The organism is Brevundimonas sp. KH_025 (assembly GCF_057839885.1).
The window spans coordinates 807978-825584 of sequence record NZ_CM174501.1 but is presented as its reverse complement, the minus strand read 5'-3'; the positions used below and the strand labels follow the sequence as shown (position 1 = coordinate 825584).

16 protein-coding genes and 2 tRNA genes are annotated in these 17607 nt (G+C 67.9%); 2 read left to right on the top strand and 16 right to left on the bottom strand.

Annotation, left to right across the window (positions count from 1 at the left end; all coding sequences use genetic code 11):
* Nucleotides 1–79: 79 nt before the first annotated feature.
* Nucleotides 80–928: a TerC family protein gene (locus tag AC3IS2_RS04135; protein WP_489199403.1), complete on the top strand. Its 849-nt coding sequence runs from the start codon at nt 80–82 to the stop codon at nt 926–928.
* Nucleotides 929–983: 55 nt separating this feature from the next.
* Here AC3IS2_RS04135 and metG read toward each other — a convergent pair whose 3' ends face one another.
* The 6 genes from metG to AC3IS2_RS04105 form a co-directional block, all read right to left on the bottom strand.
* Nucleotides 984–2693, bottom strand: coding sequence for a methionine--tRNA ligase (metG, locus tag AC3IS2_RS04130; RefSeq protein WP_489199402.1), 1710 nt, complete (start codon nt 2691–2693; stop codon nt 984–986).
* A gap of 220 nt (nt 2694–2913) precedes the next feature.
* Nucleotides 2914–4260, bottom strand: coding sequence for an MATE family efflux transporter (locus AC3IS2_RS04125; protein ID WP_489199401.1), 1347 nt, complete (start codon nt 4258–4260; stop codon nt 2914–2916).
* Nucleotides 4261–4323: 63 nt separating this feature from the next.
* Nucleotides 4324–4719, bottom strand: a complete 396-nt coding sequence (locus tag AC3IS2_RS04120) for a DUF1489 family protein (protein WP_489199400.1) — start codon at nt 4717–4719, stop codon at nt 4324–4326.
* Between the two features lie 169 nt (nt 4720–4888).
* Nucleotides 4889–6880, bottom strand: a complete 1992-nt coding sequence (locus AC3IS2_RS04115; protein WP_489200096.1) for an acetyl/propionyl/methylcrotonyl-CoA carboxylase subunit alpha — start codon at nt 6878–6880, stop codon at nt 4889–4891.
* Between the two features lie 197 nt (nt 6881–7077).
* The gene (locus AC3IS2_RS04110) at nt 7078–7980 is read right to left on the bottom strand and encodes an enoyl-CoA hydratase-related protein (protein ID WP_489199399.1); all 903 of its coding nucleotides are present in this window, start codon (nt 7978–7980) and stop codon (nt 7078–7080) included.
* 78 nt (nt 7981–8058) lie between these two features.
* Nucleotides 8059–9651, bottom strand: a complete 1593-nt coding sequence (locus AC3IS2_RS04105; RefSeq protein WP_489199398.1) for a carboxyl transferase domain-containing protein — start codon at nt 9649–9651, stop codon at nt 8059–8061.
* Nucleotides 9652–9732: 81 nt separating this feature from the next.
* On the opposite strand from AC3IS2_RS04105, the gene AC3IS2_RS04100 reads away from it, so the two are divergent.
* Nucleotides 9733–11520, top strand: coding sequence for a patatin-like phospholipase family protein (locus tag AC3IS2_RS04100; protein ID WP_489199397.1), 1788 nt, complete (start codon nt 9733–9735; stop codon nt 11518–11520).
* On the opposite strand, the gene AC3IS2_RS04095 is transcribed toward AC3IS2_RS04100, so the two are convergent.
* From AC3IS2_RS04095 to AC3IS2_RS04050, 10 genes are all read right to left on the bottom strand, one after another.
* Entirely contained in the window at nt 11453–12244 is a 792-nt protein-coding gene (locus AC3IS2_RS04095; RefSeq protein WP_489199396.1) for a methyltransferase domain-containing protein, read from the bottom strand. The two genes, AC3IS2_RS04100 and AC3IS2_RS04095, sit on opposite strands and share 68 nt — an antisense overlap.
* A 42-nt stretch (nt 12245–12286) precedes the next feature.
* Nucleotides 12287–12363, bottom strand: a tRNA-His gene (locus AC3IS2_RS04090).
* An 82-nt stretch (nt 12364–12445) separates the two neighbouring features.
* A complete protein-coding gene (locus AC3IS2_RS04085; protein WP_489199395.1) occupies nt 12446–13189 on the bottom strand; it encodes a M48 family metallopeptidase in 744 nt (247 codons plus the stop codon).
* A gap of 80 nt (nt 13190–13269) precedes the next feature.
* Nucleotides 13270–13617 (bottom strand): TonB family protein, encoded by a 348-nt coding sequence (locus AC3IS2_RS04080; protein WP_489199394.1) that lies wholly within the window; start codon nt 13615–13617, stop codon nt 13270–13272.
* A 119-nt stretch (nt 13618–13736) separates the two neighbouring features.
* The gene (locus tag AC3IS2_RS04075) at nt 13737–14456 is read right to left on the bottom strand and encodes an energy transducer TonB (RefSeq protein ID WP_489199393.1); all 720 of its coding nucleotides are present in this window, start codon (nt 14454–14456) and stop codon (nt 13737–13739) included.
* An 18-nt stretch (nt 14457–14474) separates the two neighbouring features.
* The gene (locus AC3IS2_RS04070) at nt 14475–14906 is read right to left on the bottom strand and encodes an ExbD/TolR family protein (RefSeq protein ID WP_489199392.1); all 432 of its coding nucleotides are present in this window, start codon (nt 14904–14906) and stop codon (nt 14475–14477) included.
* A 5-nt stretch (nt 14907–14911) separates the two neighbouring features.
* Nucleotides 14912–15826, bottom strand: coding sequence for a MotA/TolQ/ExbB proton channel family protein (locus AC3IS2_RS04065; RefSeq protein ID WP_489199391.1), 915 nt, complete (start codon nt 15824–15826; stop codon nt 14912–14914).
* Between the two features lie 440 nt (nt 15827–16266).
* Nucleotides 16267–16342, bottom strand: a tRNA-Phe gene (locus tag AC3IS2_RS04060).
* Between the two features lie 72 nt (nt 16343–16414).
* On the bottom strand, nt 16415–16573 hold the full coding sequence (locus AC3IS2_RS04055; RefSeq protein WP_431565328.1) for a DNA gyrase inhibitor YacG: 159 nt from the start codon (nt 16571–16573) through the stop codon (nt 16415–16417).
* Nucleotides 16570–17607 carry a ribonuclease E/G gene (locus AC3IS2_RS04050; RefSeq protein WP_489199390.1) on the bottom strand — a complete coding sequence of 346 codons (1038 nt, stop codon included), beginning with the start codon at nt 17605–17607 and terminating at the stop codon, nt 16570–16572. Before AC3IS2_RS04050 ends, AC3IS2_RS04055 begins: the two co-directional genes overlap by 4 nt.

The following is a 17607-nucleotide window of genomic DNA, read 5'->3' as shown; positions in this document are numbered from 1 at the left end:
CGGCGCTCTAGCGTCGGCGGGAGGATGACTTTGCCTGCGGCGTCTTGGCGCAGCTTCGCCCGGGCCTTATGAAACCCGGATGGAATTCCTCTCAAATCCCGAATTCGTCAGTCAGGCCTCCGCCCTCGGCAAGGTCCTGATGATCGACCTCGTGCTGGCCGGCGACAACGCCGTGGCCGTGGGCCTCGCCGCCGCCGCCCTGCCCCAGGAACAGCGCCGCAAAGCCATCCTGATCGGCCTGGCCGCCGCCGTCGTCATGCGCATCGGCCTGGCCCTCGTCACCGTGCAGCTTCTGGCCATCGTCGGCCTGCTGCTGGCGGGCGGCTTCCTGCTGCTCTGGGTGTGCTGGAAGATGTGGCGCGAACTGCGCGAACAGGCCACCCACGACCAGGCCGAGGCCGAGGCCGAGATCGAACGCGCCCTGGCCATCGAGAACGGCGGCGGCCCCAGCCCCGAGGAACTGGGCCTGAAGCGCAAGACCTTCGGCGCCGCCCTGATCCAGATCATGATCGCCGACCTGACCATGTCGCTGGACAATGTGCTGGCCGTCGCCGGCGCCAGCCACGACCACCCCTGGATCATGGTCTTCGGCCTGATCCTGTCGATCGCCCTGATGGGTCTGGCCGCGACCTTCATCGCCAGGTTGCTGAACCGCTATCGCTGGATCGCCTACGTCGGCCTGGCCATCGTCCTCTACGTCGCCCTGCACATGATCTGGGACGGCGGGCGTTCGGTGATCGTGCGCACCGGCCACACGGATCAGTTCAACGCCTCGGCCCCCGGCTTCCTCGACATCGGCGCGGCAGAACAGGCCAAGCACCTGCGGCACGGCGGCAAGGGTCCGGATTCCCACACGCCCGCCGCCCTGCCCGGCGGCCGCGAACGACGCGACCAGCCGCCCGTGGCGGCGGACCAGCCCGCCTCCTGATACAAAAAAGGCCCGGAGCGATCCGGGCCTTTCTTCTATCCAGCGCTCGGACGGCTCAGCCCTCGGCGCCGCCGAAGCGTTCGGTCCATTCGGCGACCTGGGCGTCCTCGATCTTGGCGAACAGGACCTCGGCGGCGGCGACCGTCTGACCGGCGGGGACCAGGTTCAGCAGGTCGGCGTCGGCGTTCGGCCAGGACAGGTCGGTCGCACCGACCGTCGCGCCGATGCGTTCGGCGCTGCCCGGCATGAAGGGCACGGTAATGCGGGCGAACAGAGCGACCAGCGACAGGCCGGTGCGCACCACGACGGCGGCGCGGTCGCGGTCGGTCTTCAGCGCCGTCCACGGGGCGGCTTCTTGCAGGTATTCGTTGCCCATGACCCAGAGGGCGCGCGCAGCCTGGGCCGCCTTGCGGAACTCCATGGCCTCGAACTCGGCGGTCAGGGCTTCCAGACCGGCCTTCAGGTCGGTCGCCAGCTTGGCTTCCAGCGGGCCGGCCTCGCCGCCCTCCGGCACGACGCCGTCGAACTTGGACTCAGTGAACTTGACGATGCGGTTGACGAAGTTGCCCAGGACGTCGGCCAGGTCCTTGTTCGTCGTCGCCTGGAACTGCTCCCAGGTGAAGGCGGCGTCAGAGTGTTCCGGGCCATAGGCCGTCAGGTGCCAGCGCCAGTAGTCGGCGGGCAGCAGCTCCAGCGCCTGATCCATGAAAACGCCCCGGCCCATGCTGGTCGAGAACTTGCCGCCGTACCAGTTCAGCCAGTTGAAGGCCTTCAGCTGATCGACCGTCTTCCACGGCTCGCCCGAGCCCAGGATGGTGGCGGGGAAGCTGACGGTGTGGAAGGCGACGTTGTCCTTGCCCATGAACTGGACGTAGCGGACATCGTCGGCGCCCTCGTCCAGACGCCACCACGAGCGCCAGTTTCCGCCCGAAGCTTCAGCCCATTCCTCGGTCGCGCCGATGTATTCGATGGGGGCGTCGAACCAGACGTAGAAGACCTTGCCCTCCATGCCCGGACGCGGACCGCCGTCGGGACCGACGACCGGCACGCCCCATTTCAGGTCGCGGGTGATGCCGCGGTCGATCAGGCCTTCGTCCAGATGCTTGTAGGCGATGGAGCGGGCCAGCGGCTGCCACCCTTCCGAGCGAGCGTCGACCCAGGCGCGGACCTCGTCGGCCACCTTGGTCTGCAGCAGATAGAGGTGGCGGGTGTCGCGGACCTCCAGATTGCGGCTGCCCGAGACCGCCGAATAGGGATTGATCAGATCGGTCGGGTCCAGCAGGCGGCCGCAGTTGTCGCACTGGTCGCCGCGCGCCTTTTCATAGGCGCAGTGCGGGCAGGTCCCCTCGACGTAGCGGTCGGGCAGGAAGCGGGCGTCGTCGATCGAATAGATCATCCGGTCGACGCGCTCCTCGATCAGGCCGCGCTCTTCCAGCACCTTGGCGAAATGCTGGGTCAGGCGGGTGTTCGGGGCGTTGGAGCTGCGGCCGAAGACGTCGAACGACAGGTTGAAGGCCTCGCCGGCCCGGCGCTGAACCTGATGCTGTTCGTCGCAATAGGTGCGGACGTCCTGACCGGCGGCGGCGGCGGCCAGCTCGGCCGGGGTGCCGTGCTCGTCGGTGGCGCAGACGTAGAGGACGTCGTGGCCGCGGCCGCGCATGAACCGCGCCCAGACGTCTGCGGGCAACATGGACCCGGCCAGATTCCCAAGGTGCTTGATGCCGTTGATGTAGGGCAGCGCCGAGGTGATGAGGATGCGGGCCATGGTCGTCCAGTCTGCGGGAGGAAGCAGACGGATATAGAGGGCGATCCGCCGGTCGTCACCTTTAACGGGACATTCACGTTGGAAGCGTCGCCTGCGGCGCCGCTGGGTTCTCCGATCTGCGCTGCGCTTCGTCGGAGAATGACGGAGCGATCTGATTTCCGTCATTCTCCGGGCCGCGAAGCGGAACCGGAGAACCCAGCGGCGCCCGAAGGGCGAAACCTCAGGCCGGGAGCCTTTTCGCGATCCGCACGAAGCGCCCGGTCAGCAGCGCGCCCGAGATCAGGCTGGCCACGATGACCGACCAGACCAGACCGTCGACGCCGATCCGGTGCGCCAGCCACCAGCCCAGCGGGATCATGATGATGCCGTAGGACAGGAGGTGCATTAGCGTCGGCCAGACCACGTCGCCCGCCGCCCGGTTGGCCTGGGCCGCGACGACCTGCTGGGCGTCGGCGACGAAGAACAGGGTCGCCAGCACCAGGGCCGGGGCCGCGATGGCCAGGATGGCCGGGTCGGTCGTATAGGCGCTGACCACCAGGGGCGCAGTCAGCCACAGGCCGACGGCGATGATGAAGGCCAGCACCGTCACCACGCCGATGCCCGCGAGGCCGCCGCGCATGACGCCGGCCTTGTCGCCCGCGCCGTAGCTGCGGCCCACCAGGACCGCCGTCGCGGACGACAGGCCCATCGGCACCATGAAGACGATGGCGGAGACGTTGATGACGACGGCCCAGCTGGCGGTCTCGGCCGCGCCCAGCTGACCGGCGAACAGGGTCATGGCGGCGAACGCCCCGACCTCGATGAAGTTGGACGAACCGGCGCCCATGCCGACCTTGATCTGCTCGCGCTCGACGGCCTTGTCGCGCTTGGGCTTGTTGAACAGGCCCCAGGCCCGCGCTTCGGGCAGTCGCAGGATGAAGATGACCAGGAAGATCGCCAGCGCCATGCGCGCGCCGAAGGTGGCCCAGGCCGAGGCCTCGGCGCCGTGCAGTCCGACGCCCAGCAGGTCAGGCACCAGCAGCAGGTTCAGGCCCAGGTTGACCGCATTGGCCACCCACATGGCGACCATGCCGGCCTTGGGCCGATGCAGGCCCTCGAGGAAGAACTGGGCCGCGACCGAAATCAGATAGGCGGGCATCGACAGGGCGAAGATCATCAGGACCGGCGAAGCGCCCTCGCCCAGACCGTCCTCCAGACCCATGTGCTGCAGGCCGAACGGCCCCAGCAGCATCAGGGCGATCATGGAGATGAAGCCGATCTGCAGCGCATAGACCATGCCGCGCCGCAGCACCGCGCCCACCTCGTCCTTGCGGCCCTCGCCCAGCAGGCGGGCGGTCATGACCTGCACGCCCATCATCAGGCCGACCGCCGTGGTCAACACGACCGACGAGGGCGCCCAGGCCAGGGAGTGGAAGGCCAGTTCGCGGCTGGCGTAATGGCCGACGACGATGGCGTCGGTCAGACCCATGGTCATGATGCCCAGACGCGCCAGCACGACCGGCCAGGCCAGCTTCAGCAGCTCGGACAGGGTCTGACGGGTTTTGAAGCTGAGCAGGGCGTTGGTCATGGGAGGCCGCACCAGCCACGCGCGCGGGCGCGGGTCAAATGATTTTCCGGCCGTTTCAGGCGCCTACCATGCGCCCAGCTCTCGCAGTTCGCGCGCCAGGTCGTCGGGCAGGTCCGTCGCCTCGGCCACCGACAGGTCCGGCGGCACGTCCTTGTCGAAGTAGCGCCAGCCCTGGAACGGCCGCCGGGCCAGCGGCGCGGTGCGGATGACCTGGCTGTCCAGCCTGATCTCGCAACGGCTGGCCTTGCCCTCGCCGATGGTCGTGATGTCCAGAATGCGCTGACGGCAGGTCACCGAGCCCTTCATCACCCAATAGAGCGAGCCGCCGTCCTCGATCTCGGCGGCGCGCTTGGGCGTCATGCGGGTGTGGACGATGCGCCAGTCCGAACGCGCGGCGTTCGCCTCCAGCGTCTCGACCTCGGACACGCCGACGCAGAGTTTGATCATGTTCAGGGGCATAAGGGTGCAGATAATCTCTTGGCGCGATGGGCGAAACCACCCTGTCCGTCATCCCGGGGCCGCGCAGCGGAACCCGGGACCCAGGCGGCGGATCATGGAGTGGCCATAGCGCCTGACGCAGAAGCCTGGGTCCCGGATCGGCCTGACGGCCGTCCGGGATGACGGCGGATTAGTCGGCGGCTTTCACCACGGCCAGAACCGCGCCGTCTGTGACCTGATCGCCGACGGCGACGTTGAACTCAGTCACCACGCCGTCGAAGGGCGCGGTCAGGGCGTGCTCCATCTTCATGGCCTCCAGCACCACGATGGGCTGGCCCTTGGTCACAACGTCGCCAGCCTTGGCGGGCGCGGCGACGATCTTGCCCGGCATGGGCGCGCGAAGGCCGCCGTCGGAGGCGGAGCCGCCCGCGCCTGCGCTGGCCTTGCGACGGCGGAACTCGATGACGTCGCCTTCGTCGAAAACCACGATCCGTTCGGCGTCCGGCGTCAGGGCGCTGACGACCTCGCCGTCCACGACCACCAGATCCGGCTCGCCATAGACGCGGGATGTGCCGAAGTCGCCGGACACGTCGAAGCTGGACTGACGACCATGCCAGCCGGGCTCGCCGTTCAGGGTCATGGCGTGGACGCTGTCGCCGTGGTGCAGGGCGGTGCGCGCCTCGGCGGGGGCGTTCATGCGGAAGCCGAACAGGCCCGCGCGCCAGGGCGCCAGCTCGGCGTCCGGCGCGTCAAAGGCCGCCGCGTCGGCGTCCAGACCGATCAAGCCAGCAGCGCCGGCCAAAGCGCGCGCCGAGACGGGTGCCGCGATCAAGGTCGCCTCTTCCGCCCCGATGAAGCCGGTGTCCACGTCGCCTTCAACGAAGCGCGGGTGGTCCAGGCAGCGGGCCAGGAAGCCGGCGTTGGTGCGGACGGGCCAGACCTCGACCTCGCGGCAGGCGTCGGCCAGACGGGCGGCGGCGGCTTCGCGGCTGTCTTCGTGGACGATCAGCTTGGCGATCATCGGGTCGTAGAACTGGCTGACCTCGCCGCCCTGCTCCACGCCCGTATCCACGCGGATGTCGTCGGGCATGACGAAGTGATCCAGCCGCCCGATGGACGGCAGGAAGCCGTGGGCCGGGTCTTCGGCATAGAGACGGGCCTCCATGGCCCAGCCCTTCATGGGGATGTCGGCCTGAGCCAGCGGAATCGGCTGGCCCGCCGCGACGCGCAGCTGCCATTCGACCAGATCGACGCCGGTGATCGACTCTGTGACCGGATGCTCGACCTGCAGCCGGGTGTTCATCTCCATGAACCAGATGCGGTCGGCCTTCAGCCCGTCCGAGGCGTCGGCGATGAACTCGATGGTCCCCGCGCCCTGATAGTTCACGGCCTTGGCCGCGCGCACGGCGGCGGCGGTGACGGCCTCGCGCGTGGCGGCGTCCATGCCCGGCGCGGGCGCCTCTTCGATCACCTTCTGGTGGCGGCGTTGCAGCGAGCAGTCGCGCTCATGCAGGTGGACGACGTTGCCGTGGCTGTCGCCGAAGACCTGCACCTCGATGTGGCGCGGGCGGGTGATGTAGCTCTCGATCAGGACGCGCGGGTCGCCGAAGGAGGACTGACCCTCGCGCTGCGCCGAAGCCAGACCGTCGGCGAAGTCCTCGGCGCGGTCGACCTTCTTCATGCCCTTGCCGCCGCCGCCGGCGACCGCCTTGATCAGGACCGGATAGCCGATGCGCGCCGCCTCGGCCGTCAGAGTTTCGACCGACTGGTCCTCGCCCTGATAGCCGGGGGTGACGGGCACGCCCGCCTCGATCATCAGCTTCTTGGCTGCGTCCTTCAGGCCCATGGCGCGGATCGAGGACGGTTGCGGGCCGATCCAGACGATGCCCGCCGCCATGACCGCTTCGGCGAAGTCGGCGTTCTCGGACAGGAAGCCGTAACCGGGGTGGATGGCCTCCGCCCCCGTCGCCTTGGCCGCCGCCAGCACCTTGCCCGCATCCAGATAGGATTCACGCGCCGCCGCCGGGCCGATCAGCACCGCCTCGTCAGCCTCGCGCACATGCAGGGCGGCGGCGTCAGCCTCGGAATAGACGGCGATGGTGCGCAGGCCCATGCGGCGGGCGGTGCGGAAGACGCGGCAGGCGATCTCGCCGCGATTGGCGACCAGGACGGACTTGAACATGGCGGTCTTGAACTCTGCCTCTGCGAGAAAACCGGCGGTCTGCCCCATCTTGCTCCTCCCTGTTCGCAAAGCGAATGGGGAGGTGGCGCGGCGCCGAAGGCGACGTGACGGAGGGGGCGACTCCACGGCTGACGTTTACGCCGCCCCCTCCACCACGTCGTGGTCCCCCTCCCAACTGGGCGGGGAGGAAAGTAGTCTTACTGCGCCCAGCTCGGCGCGCGCTTGTCGAGGAAGGCGCGGACGCCTTCCTGGCCTTCGTCGGAGACGCGGGCGCGGGCGATGCGCTTGGCGGTTTCTTCCAGCAGGCGATGGTCGATGGCTTCGCCGGCCACGTCGTTCACCAGACGCTTGGCCTCGCCCATGGCGCCGGGGGCGCAGGTCGTCAGGCTGTCGGTCAGCATGGAGATGAACTCGTCCACCGAGCCTTCCGGCAGGACCATGTCGATCAGGCCCGCGTGGGCGGCGTAGTCGGCGTCGAAGATGTTGGCCGTCAGGAACAGCTGGCGGGCGCGGCGCGCGCCGACGGCTTCAATGACATAGGGGGCGATGGTCGCGGGGATGAGGCCCAGCTTGACCTCGGAGAAGGCGAAGCGCGCGCCCTCGACCGCCACGGCCATGTCGCAGGCGGCGACGATGCCCGCCCCGCCGCCCATGGCCGCGCCCTCGACCAGGGCCACCGTCAGGGCCGGCACGTCGTGCAGGGCCTTCAGCATCTTGGCCAGGCCCATGGCGTCGTCGCGGTTGTCGGCCTCGGACCAGCCGGCGGCGTCGCGCATCCAGTTCAGGTCGGCGCCCGCGCTGAAGGTGCCGCCCGCGCCGCGGATGAAGACCACGCGCACCCGGTCGGCGCCCTGCAGCGTCTCGAAGGCCTCGAACAGGGCGGCGATGGTGGCGGCGTCGAAGGCGTTGCGCTTCTCGGGCCGGTTGATGGTGACGAAGACCACGCCCGACGGCAGGGCGTCGATCTTGACCAGTTCATTGTCCGCATCCGGCGCCGGATCGGTGACGAAGGGATGGGCGATGGCGTTCATCTCGGCCGCCTCGGCGTCGGTGACGTCCAGGGCGTTCAGGTCTTCTTCGGTCGGCTTCTGGTCGGTCATGGTCGGCTCCTCACCGAAGTGAAACGCGGCAGCAGGGCTTTGGTCCTTGCTGCGGATCAAAGTTGAGCTTTCGCCCGATTACATCCGGAACACGCCGAAGCGCGTCTCGGGGATGGGGGCGTTCAGGCTGGCGCTGATGGCCAGGCCCAGGACGTCGCGGGTCTGGGCCGGGTCGATGACGCCGTCGTCCCAGAGGCGGGCGGTGGCGTGGTAGGGATTGCCCTCGTCCTCGTATTTCTGGCGGATCGGGGCCTTGAAAGTCTCGGCTTCTTCCGGCGTCCAGGTCTCGGCGTCGCGGTGGACGGCGGCCAGGACCGAGGCCGCCTGCTCGCCGCCCATCACGCTGATGCGGCTGTTGGGCCAGGTGAAGAGGAAGCGCGGGCTGTAGGCGCGGCCGCACATGCCGTAGTTGCCGGCGCCGAAGCTGCCGCCGATCAGGACGGTGAACTTGGGCACCTCGGCCGAGGCGACAGCCGTCACCAGCTTGGCGCCGTGCTTGGCGATGCCCTCGGCCTCGTACTTGCCGCCGACCATGAAGCCCGAGATGTTCTGCAGGAAGAGCAGCGGGATCTTGCGCTTGCAGGCCAGCTCGATGAAGTGCGCGCCTTTCTGGGCGCTCTCCGAGAACAGCACGCCGTTGTTGGCCAGGATGGCGACCGGATAGCCCCAGATGCGGGCGAAGCCGCAGACCAGGCTGGTCCCGTACAGCGATTTGAACTCGTCGAAGTCCGAGCCGTCGACGATGCGGGCGATGACCTCGCGCACGTCATAGGGAGCGCGCACGTCGTCGGGGATGATGCCGTAGAGCTCCTGCGGGTCCAGGGCCGGGGCGCGCGGCTCGCGCACGTCCAGCGGGACGTCCTTGACCGTGTTCAGGTTGGCGACGATGGAGCGGACGATCTCCAGCGCATGCTCGTCGTTCTCGGCCACGTGGTCGACCACGCCCGACTTGCGGCCATGAGTCTCGGCGCCGCCCAGTTCCTCGGCCGAGATGACCTCGCCGGTGGCGGCCTTCACCAGCGGCGGGCCGGCCAGGAAGATGGTGCCCTGATTGCGCACGATCACCGTCTCGTCCGACATGGCGGGCACATAGGCGCCGCCGGCCGTGCAGGAGCCCATGACGCAGGCGATCTGCGGGATCGAGCGGGCGCTCATCCGCGCCTGGTTGAAGAAGATGCGGCCGAAGTGATCGCGATCGGGGAAGACCTCGGCCTGGTGCGGCAGGTTGGCCCCGCCCGAATCGACCAGATAGACGCAGGGCAGGTTGTTCTGCTCGGCGATTTCCTGCGCCCGCAGGTGCTTCTTCACCGTCATGGGGAAGTAGGCGCCGCCCTTCACCGTCGGGTCGTTGGCGACGATCATGACCTCGCGGCCAGACACGCGGCCAACGCCGCAGATCATGCCCGCGCCCGGCGCTTCGTCCCGGTACATGCCGTTGGCGGCCAGCTGGCCGACTTCGAGGAAGGGCGAGCCGGGGTCCAGCAGGCGCTCGACCCGGTCGCGCGGCAGCAGCTTGCCCCGCGCCACGTGGCGGTCACGGCTGGCGTCCGAGCCGCCGCGCGCGGCCTTGGCGACCTTCTCGTAAAGCTCGTCCCGCAGGGCGCGATTGTGCGCATCCAGCGTTTTGAAAGCAGGACTGTTGCGATCGACGGAGGAAATCAGCTTGGGCATGCCTCAAGGTTTAGGAGGCTTCCGCGTCGGGGGGAAGTCGTTCGGTTTCCTCGGCGAAGGAATCCGGCGTAACTGATGCTCATGGCTGCTGAACGTCCCGACACGCTGGAGGCCGCCCTCGCACGGGTTTTCGAGGGCACCAGGAACACCCGCGCCAGTTGGTTCGCCCTGACGCGGGGCGAGCGGCTGTTCTCGGCGGGAGATCCGGCCGATACCCTTTACCTGCTGCGCGCCGGGCGACTGGGCGTGTTCCGCGACGACAACGGACGCGGGCCTCAGTTCATCGGCGTCATCAAACCCGGCGATCCGGTCGGCGAAATGGCCATGCTGGCCGGCACGACCCACATGGCCAATGTCGTGGCCCTGCGCGACAGCGACATCGTCGCCCTGCCCCGCGACGCCTTTTTCGAGGCCGCCCGCGCCGAGCCGTCGCTGATGGCTGAGCTGGGCCAGATCATGCTGACGCGCGCCCGCGATCGGAACTCGACCGGGACCGACGCCAGCGTCTTCGGCTTCATCTCCGCTCGGTCCCAGCCGATCAGAAGCTTCGTAGAGCGCGTGGCCCGCGCGGTCGAGGCCCAGGGCTTCACCTGCCGGATCATCGACCACACAGCCCTGTCGTCCGCCGCCGAATGGTTCTCGGGCGTCGAGGAAGCCCATGACTACGTGCTGTACGTGGCCGAATCCGACGAACCTGGCTGGGCCTCGCTGTGCGCCCGCCAGGTGGATCGCGTCTTCGTCGTCGGTGACGCCGACCGGTCGCCGCACCCGCCCTTCCCCCCGATTCAGATCGAGGATGAAGCCCACCCTCTGACCGACCTGATCCTGCTGCGCGCGCCGCACATGGCGCGTCCGACCAAGACCCGCGCCTGGCTGGACGCCTACAAGCCCGGTCGCTGGTTCCATGCCGTCGAGGGCCTGTTCGACGACACGGCGCGGATCGCCCGCATCGTCACCGGCTCGGCCGTCGGGGTGGTGCTGTCGGGCGGCGGCGCCCGGGCCTATGCCCATATCGGCGCGCTGAAGGCTCTGCGCGAAGCGGGGATGCCGATCGACTTCATCGGCGGCTCCTCCATGGGGGCGGTGATCGCCGCCGGGCCGGGCCTGGGCTGGTCCGACGAGGAACTGGACGAGCGCATCCGCAAGGCCTTCGTCGTGTCGGATCCGCTATCGGACATCGCCTTCCCGATCATCGCCATGACCCACGCCCGCAAGGTCACGCGGCTGATGCAGGACGCCTATGGCGACGTGGCCATCGAGGACATGCCCCTGCCCTTCTTCGCGGTTTCGACCAATCTGACCTCGGGCAAGGTCGAGGTGCATCGCGAGGGCATGCTGCGCCACGCCCTGCGCGCCTCCATCTCCATCCCTGGCGTCATGCCGCCCGTGGTGATGAACGGCCAGGTGCTGGTGGACGGCGCGGTGCTGCGCAACTTCCCCAGCGAGGTCATGCGGCGGCTGACCTACGGCCCCGTCGTCGGCGTGGACGTGTCCCAGACGCGCGGGGTCGATCCCAAGGCCCTGGAAGACCCGCCGTCCTGGTGGCGCTGGATCGCCTCGGGCGCCTGGAAGAAGGGGCCGCCGATTGTCTCGGTCCTGATGCGCTCGGCGACCCTGACGACCGAGGCCGAACTGCTTCAGGCGCGGGCCGACACGGATCTGCTGATTCAGCCCAAGCCCGAGGGCGTCGATATTCGCGACTGGAAGGCCTACGACCCCGCCGTATCAGCCGGCTATGCGGCGGCCCAGGCCGCGCTGACGACGCTGAAATGCCCGGTCGAGCACCTGCACCGCCACCGCATCAACGACGCCGCGCTACAAGAAAGAGACGAGGAAATGGTAGAAGAGTCGCCCCGTCCGCCCGCCTAGGGAAGGCCGACGACAGACGCTGGGCGAGCGCCGACAGGAAGGCGTCCCGCATCGCCGCATCATCGGCCAGGGCGGTCAGATAGGGCCGCAGCGCCGTTCCCTTCATCCACTCCAGCACGGCGTCGTCGCCGCCCAGGACGTGCAGATAGGTCGTCGACCAGATGTCGATGTCGTCGCACAGCGGCGCCAGGGCCTCGTAATAGGCCTCGGCCGGCAGCAGGGGCGCGATCGTGTCCACGCCCGCCAGCACCGACGCCCACGGCCCCTCGGCCGCCGTCTGGCGCATGAGGGTGTGGTGGCGCGTCTCCCAGGCCATGGGCATCTGCACCGCCAGCAGGCCGCCGGGGGCCAGGGCGCCGGCCAGATGGGCGAACAGCGCCGCATGGCCGGGCAGCCACTGCAGCGAGGCGTTGGCCAGGATCAGATCGGCGGGCCGTTCCGGCCTCCAGGTCGTGATGTCGCCGATGGACCAGTCGACATCGGCGGACAGGGCGCGGGCCTGCTCCAGCATGGCTTTGCTGGAATCCATGCCGTGGACGTGGGCGTCAGGGTGGCGGCGTTTCAGCAGGGCCGCGTGCTGGCCCGTGCCGCAGCCCAGGTCCCAGATCTCGGCCGGATCCAGATCTTCGGGCAGGCGCACCAGAAGGTCGAGCGCAGCGCGGTCGCGCTGGGCTTCAAACCGATTGTACTGGCGGGGGTCCCACACGGGGGAAGCGTCGCTCATGTCGTCACCACTCCAAGTCGCAAAAGCGATTCGTTGGAGTGATGGTACCGCCTCTCAGGCTTGAACTGAGGACCTCCGGTTCCACAAACCGGCGCTCTAACCAACTGAGCTAAGGCGGCGCGATCAACGCGAGGCCGGTTCTCTAGCGGGCCTCGCCTCCGTCAGCAATACGCTTGTGAAGGAAATTCGCTTTATCCCCCGTCAGTTCCAGCCGCGGCTGGCGATATACTGCTGCAAGGCCGCGATCCGGGTCTGATCCGACGGGTGGGTCGAGGCGAATTCGGGCCTGCCCGACTGGCGCTGCTGGGCCATCAGCCGCCACAGGGCCACGGATTCGGACGGCTTGTAGCCGGCGGCGGCGACGTAATCGACGCCGAGACGGTCGGCCTCCAGCTCATGGCTGCGCGAAAAGGGCAGCAAAAAGGTCAGTTGCGCGCCCAGCCCGCCGACGGCGCCCACGGCCTGCGAATAGTCCCCTGCCCGGCTCTGCACCGCGCCCAGCACCAGGCCCGTGGTCGACTGGGTCGAATAGCGCTCAGCGGCGTGGCGGGCGACGACGTGGCCGACCTCATGGCCCAGAACCGTGGCCAGCTGATCGTCGTTGCGGGTCAGGGCCAGCAGACCGGTGGTCACGCCGATCTTGCCTGACGGAAGAACGAAGGCGTTGGGACTGTCGTCCTGGAAGACCCGATAATCCCATGTGCGGTTCGCAAGCCCCGCGACTTGCACGATGCGTCCGCCGACGCGGCGCACGCGCTCGTTCTGGGCGGCGTTGGCCGAGATCTTCGAGGTCCGCAGGGTTTCCGCCCAGGCCGCGTCCGATTGCTGGATCAGGGCGCTGTCATCGACGATCAGGAACTGATTGCGGCCCAGGCTCTCATTGTAGGCGCAACCGGTCAGCATCAGGCCCAGCGCGGAGCCAGCGGCGACAAGGGCGTGTTTCATGCGATTTTCTCGTTTGTTCGGACGCATCATGCGGACAAGAGGCCGCCAAGGCCAGGGGCGCCGTCAGGTTCGGGGCCGCATCAGTCGGCCGAGGTAAAGGGCACGCGCACGACGAATTTGGCGTCCGCCCCCACGCCTTTAAGCGTACGAGCCGAAAGCCGTCCGCGCTGGACGATATCCAGGGCGGCCGCGCCGAACCCCATGCCGGCCGGCGCCTCTGACAGCACCCGGCAGTTCGCGGGCCGTCCATCTGGAGCGACAGCGCACTCGATCGTGGCATAGCCCGCTTCCGGCACGCTCGGTCTGGCCAACCCAGCGCATCCGGTCGCGCCAAGGGCCAGAATGACGGCGCAAGCGACCATCGCATGGCGCGAACGTCCCATCAGATCCTCTCTCCCGTATCCAAAGCGCGCGTCGCGCAACGGCATCAATCCATCACGAAGAAGGAAGAGGCCGAGAGCGCCCAATCCTGGGATGAATGCCAGCCAAAGAAAAACGCTCCGGGACGGGGTCCCGGAGCGTTCTCAAGTTCGACTTGTCGGTCGCGTCAGTCGCCCAGATTGAAGGGCACCCGCACGACGAACTTGGCGTTGGTCGCAGCGCCGTCGACCGTACGGGGCGAAAGCTGCCCGCGCTGGACGATGCGAACTGCGGCGGCGCCGAAGCCCATGCCGGACGGATCTTCCGACACCACGCGGCAGTCCGAAGGACGTCCGCTGGGGGTGACGGTGCACTCAACCGTGGCCGAACCACCCACGCCGCGATCAAGCGCGCGTTGCGGGAAGTCCCGCTCAGTCGGACGCGGCGGGCGCGACCAGCTGGGGTTGGTGATGACCGACGGACGCGGCGGTGCGGGCGGAGCCGGCGGAGGCGGAGGTCCGGGGACGATCACGGGCGGACCCGTGTACTCCTGACGGTCTTCCTTCTTCGTCGGTTCGATAGCCACAGTCACCGGAGGCGGAGGCGCCTGGGTGTTGATCTGCGGCTCACGCACCTGAAGCTTCGGCGGCGGAGGAGTGTCCGGCGGAGGCGGCGGCGGCGGCGGCGGCGGCGGCGGAGGGGGAACCTCCATCAGCTCGACGTCGACGGCCTCGTCCTCGTAGGTCATTTCCTTCAGCTTGAACTTGTTGTTGTACAAGTACAGGCCGGCCAAGCCGTGAACGATCACCGAAACGGCGATGCCCACAACGGCGCCGGTCGAAAGCTTCTTTTTCTTCTTCGGCGGATCCAGGATCGGATCGCGGTGGACGTGAGGTTCAGCTGTCATGCTATGCGCCCCGCCCCCTTACGAGTTGTCTTCGCCAACCAGGGCGACGCTGTAGAAACCATTATCCTGGAGAGCGTTCATGACCTGCATGAAGTCGCCGTACCGAGTCTGTTGGTCTGCACGAATGAAAATACGTTCTTCCGAAGGGTTCCTGCGTCCGATCTGCACCCGCAGGTCGTCACCCAGCGCACCGGGCGAAGACTGCATGTCGCCGATCCAGACATCGCCATCGTTCTGGATGGAGATGAAGACCGGCGTCGGCGGATTCTTGCCCGGAGGAGCAACGGCGCGAGGCAGTTTCACCGGCACCGACACGGTGGCGAGCGGAGCCGCCACCATGAAGATGATGAGGAGGACGAGCATGATGTCAACGAAAGGCGTGACATTGATCTCGGCATTAGCCTCGACGGTGTACTTGCCGCCGCCGGAACCGGAAAGTTTGGCGGCCATCCGTCTTACGCTCCCTTGTCGAGCTGACGCGAGATGGCGTTGATCAGTTCAGCGTTGAAGCCGTCCGAACGCGTGCCGTAGTTCGAGATGCGCGTGTTGAAGTAGTTGTAGAAGATAACGGCCGGGATAGCGGCGAACAGGCCGATACCGGTGGCGAGCAGAGCTTCAGCGATACCCGGAGCAACGACGGCCAGGTTGGTCGTGTTGGACTCGGCGATGCCGATGAAGGAGTTCATGATGCCGTAAACGGTGCCGAACAGACCGACGAACGGACCGGTCGAACCGACCGAGGCCAGGAACTGCTGGCCGCCCGACAGGCGCTTCGGCAGACCCGATTGAACGGCGGCGACGGCGGTCTGGGCGCGCAGCAGCGCCGAGTCGCGGTGATCGCCGGTGACGCTCAGGCCAGCTTGACGCGACAGTTCGATTTCCTCGGTGGCGGCGGCGGCCATGTCGGCCAGCGGGTTGCCGTCAAAGTCTTCCGAGGTGGCGACGCGACGCATGTCAGCGATCGTGCGGGCGCCGCGGAAGGCTTCCAGGAAGCGGTCGGTCGTCTTGTTCAGGGCGCCGAACTCCAGCAGCTTGATCAGCAGCATGGTCCACGAGAAGATCGAGGCCAGCAGCAGGCCGGCCATGACGACCTTAACCACTGCGGTGGCTTCCATGAACATGGAGACCGGGGTGATGCCGCCGCCGTGACCGCCGGAAACCGTTTCGCTGACCGAGGTCGGATCAGCGGCGGGGGCGGCAGCGTCAGCAGCCGGGGCTGCGGCGTCGGCGGCCGGAGCGGCCGGGGCGGCAGCGGCGGTCGGAGCAGCGGCCGGAGCCGCAGCGTCTTGCGCCAGAACCGGCGAGCTCGCCATCAGGACGGCAGCGCCGGCCAGTGCGAGGAGGATATTCGTCTTCTTGCTATCGAGCATTGTTCGCCAGTTCCTGCTTTGGTCTGACACGTGGAACCCAAGACACGGACCGCGTCAGTCGGCCGTCCCTATAATGAAATCGCGCCACCGTCCGGATCGAGCCCGACGAGTGGAGCCGCCCCCTGCAACGCCTGTTCGAAAACGAGCGTCGCCGCCAAGGTCCGGGCACAATATCCCGGGCACCCCGACCTGCAAGCAGGAATGCGGTTAAGTCCCTTTGGCGAACACCCCACGTAGCGTCAAGTGCGCAAAGTTTCTTTTCCCCTTCGCACCTGCAGCAATCGGAAAGTTCGGCAAAATATTTGCGATTTTTGTTATGTCCGCGACACGAAAACGTCGCATCACGCACTGTTACCGAAATGCAATTCCCAAGGCGAAATTGGGGCCATTTTGCGACACAGCTTCACGCTGACAGAAGCGAGGTCATTTTTGAGGGGGAGTGGTGCCTGGAGGCGGGTTCGAACCACCGACACGCGGATTTTCAATCCGCTGCTCTACCAGCTGAGCTATCCAGGCGCGCGATCTCGTCGCGAGAGGCGGGTCTATAGGCGAGGCTGGAGGGGCTGTCCAGACGCCAATTCACTCAATTCAGCGATCTTTTTCATCATCGACCACTTCTTCGGTCGGAATGGCGTAGCCGCCGGTGAACCAGCGCTGCAGATCCACATCGGCGCAACGCTTGGAACAGAAGGGTTTGTAGGCCGGGTCGGGCTTCTGACGACGGCAGATGGGGCAGAGCGACATTATCGGGCCTCTTCAATTCTGACGGCGCCGGCGGCCATCGACGGATCGGCCAGCAGACCGGCCCTCGGCCCCAGGGCCTCGACCAGGGGCGCGGCCAGCGCCGCCTCTTCGGGCTGACAGCGGGCGACGAAGCGCGGCGTGGCGGGATCGGACAGCAGGGCCAGGCGAAGCTGGCGCGCCACGGCGAGGACGCGGGTCTCCAGCATCGGACGGCCCGCCGCGTCCAGCAGCCGCTCGTCCAGCGGCGTGCGCCGCCACGGCAGGGACAGTTGCATCAGGCCGAAACGGCTCAAGGGGCCGAACACGGCCTGCGGCTCCGCCGCGAAGGCGGCGCGAACCCCCTTCATTATAGTGTCGCCGTGCAGACCGGCGCCGATCAGGTCGATCACGACCAGACCGCCCCACCCTTTCAGCGTCAGCAGCCGGGCGGCGTGGACCAGCCCCTCGCGGTTCGCCGCCTCGCGGCTCTTGCGAGACTCGCGGCCCGGCGCGGGGGCGTGGTCAATATCGACGGCGATCAGTGCGCGGGTGCGCTGAATCATCAGGTCCAGGCCGCAGGCGGGATCGACGACGGAGGCGGACAATGCGTCTTCCTCAGCCTCCAGGGCGGCGCGGATCGCAGCCACGCCCGTCTGGGGCGCGACGCCCGGCGCCAGAATGGATAGAATCGCGGAGACGTCCGGTCCCGCCGCCAGCAGGCGCGGCTCGCCGGAGGCGTCGCCGAGACGGCGCAGCACCGGCCCCTTGCGCTCGCGCGGTTCGGCCGTGACCTCGACCTCGACCTTGGCCCCCTCCCCCGGCTTGTCGTGCTGCCCCAAAGGCAGGAAGCCGTAGGGTTCACCCGCGCCCAGATCGACAAAGGCGCCGCGCAGGGCCGGTTCGACCCTCGCGATGCGTCCGACACAACGTGCGCCCAGCCGATCGGTCGGCCGGTCGCTGTCGCGGTGGAGGATCAGATGATGGAAGCGCCCTTTGCGGGCGACGACGCCGCGGGTCTCGCCCGGCGTCTGATCGAGGAAGACCTCGACATCGGCCAT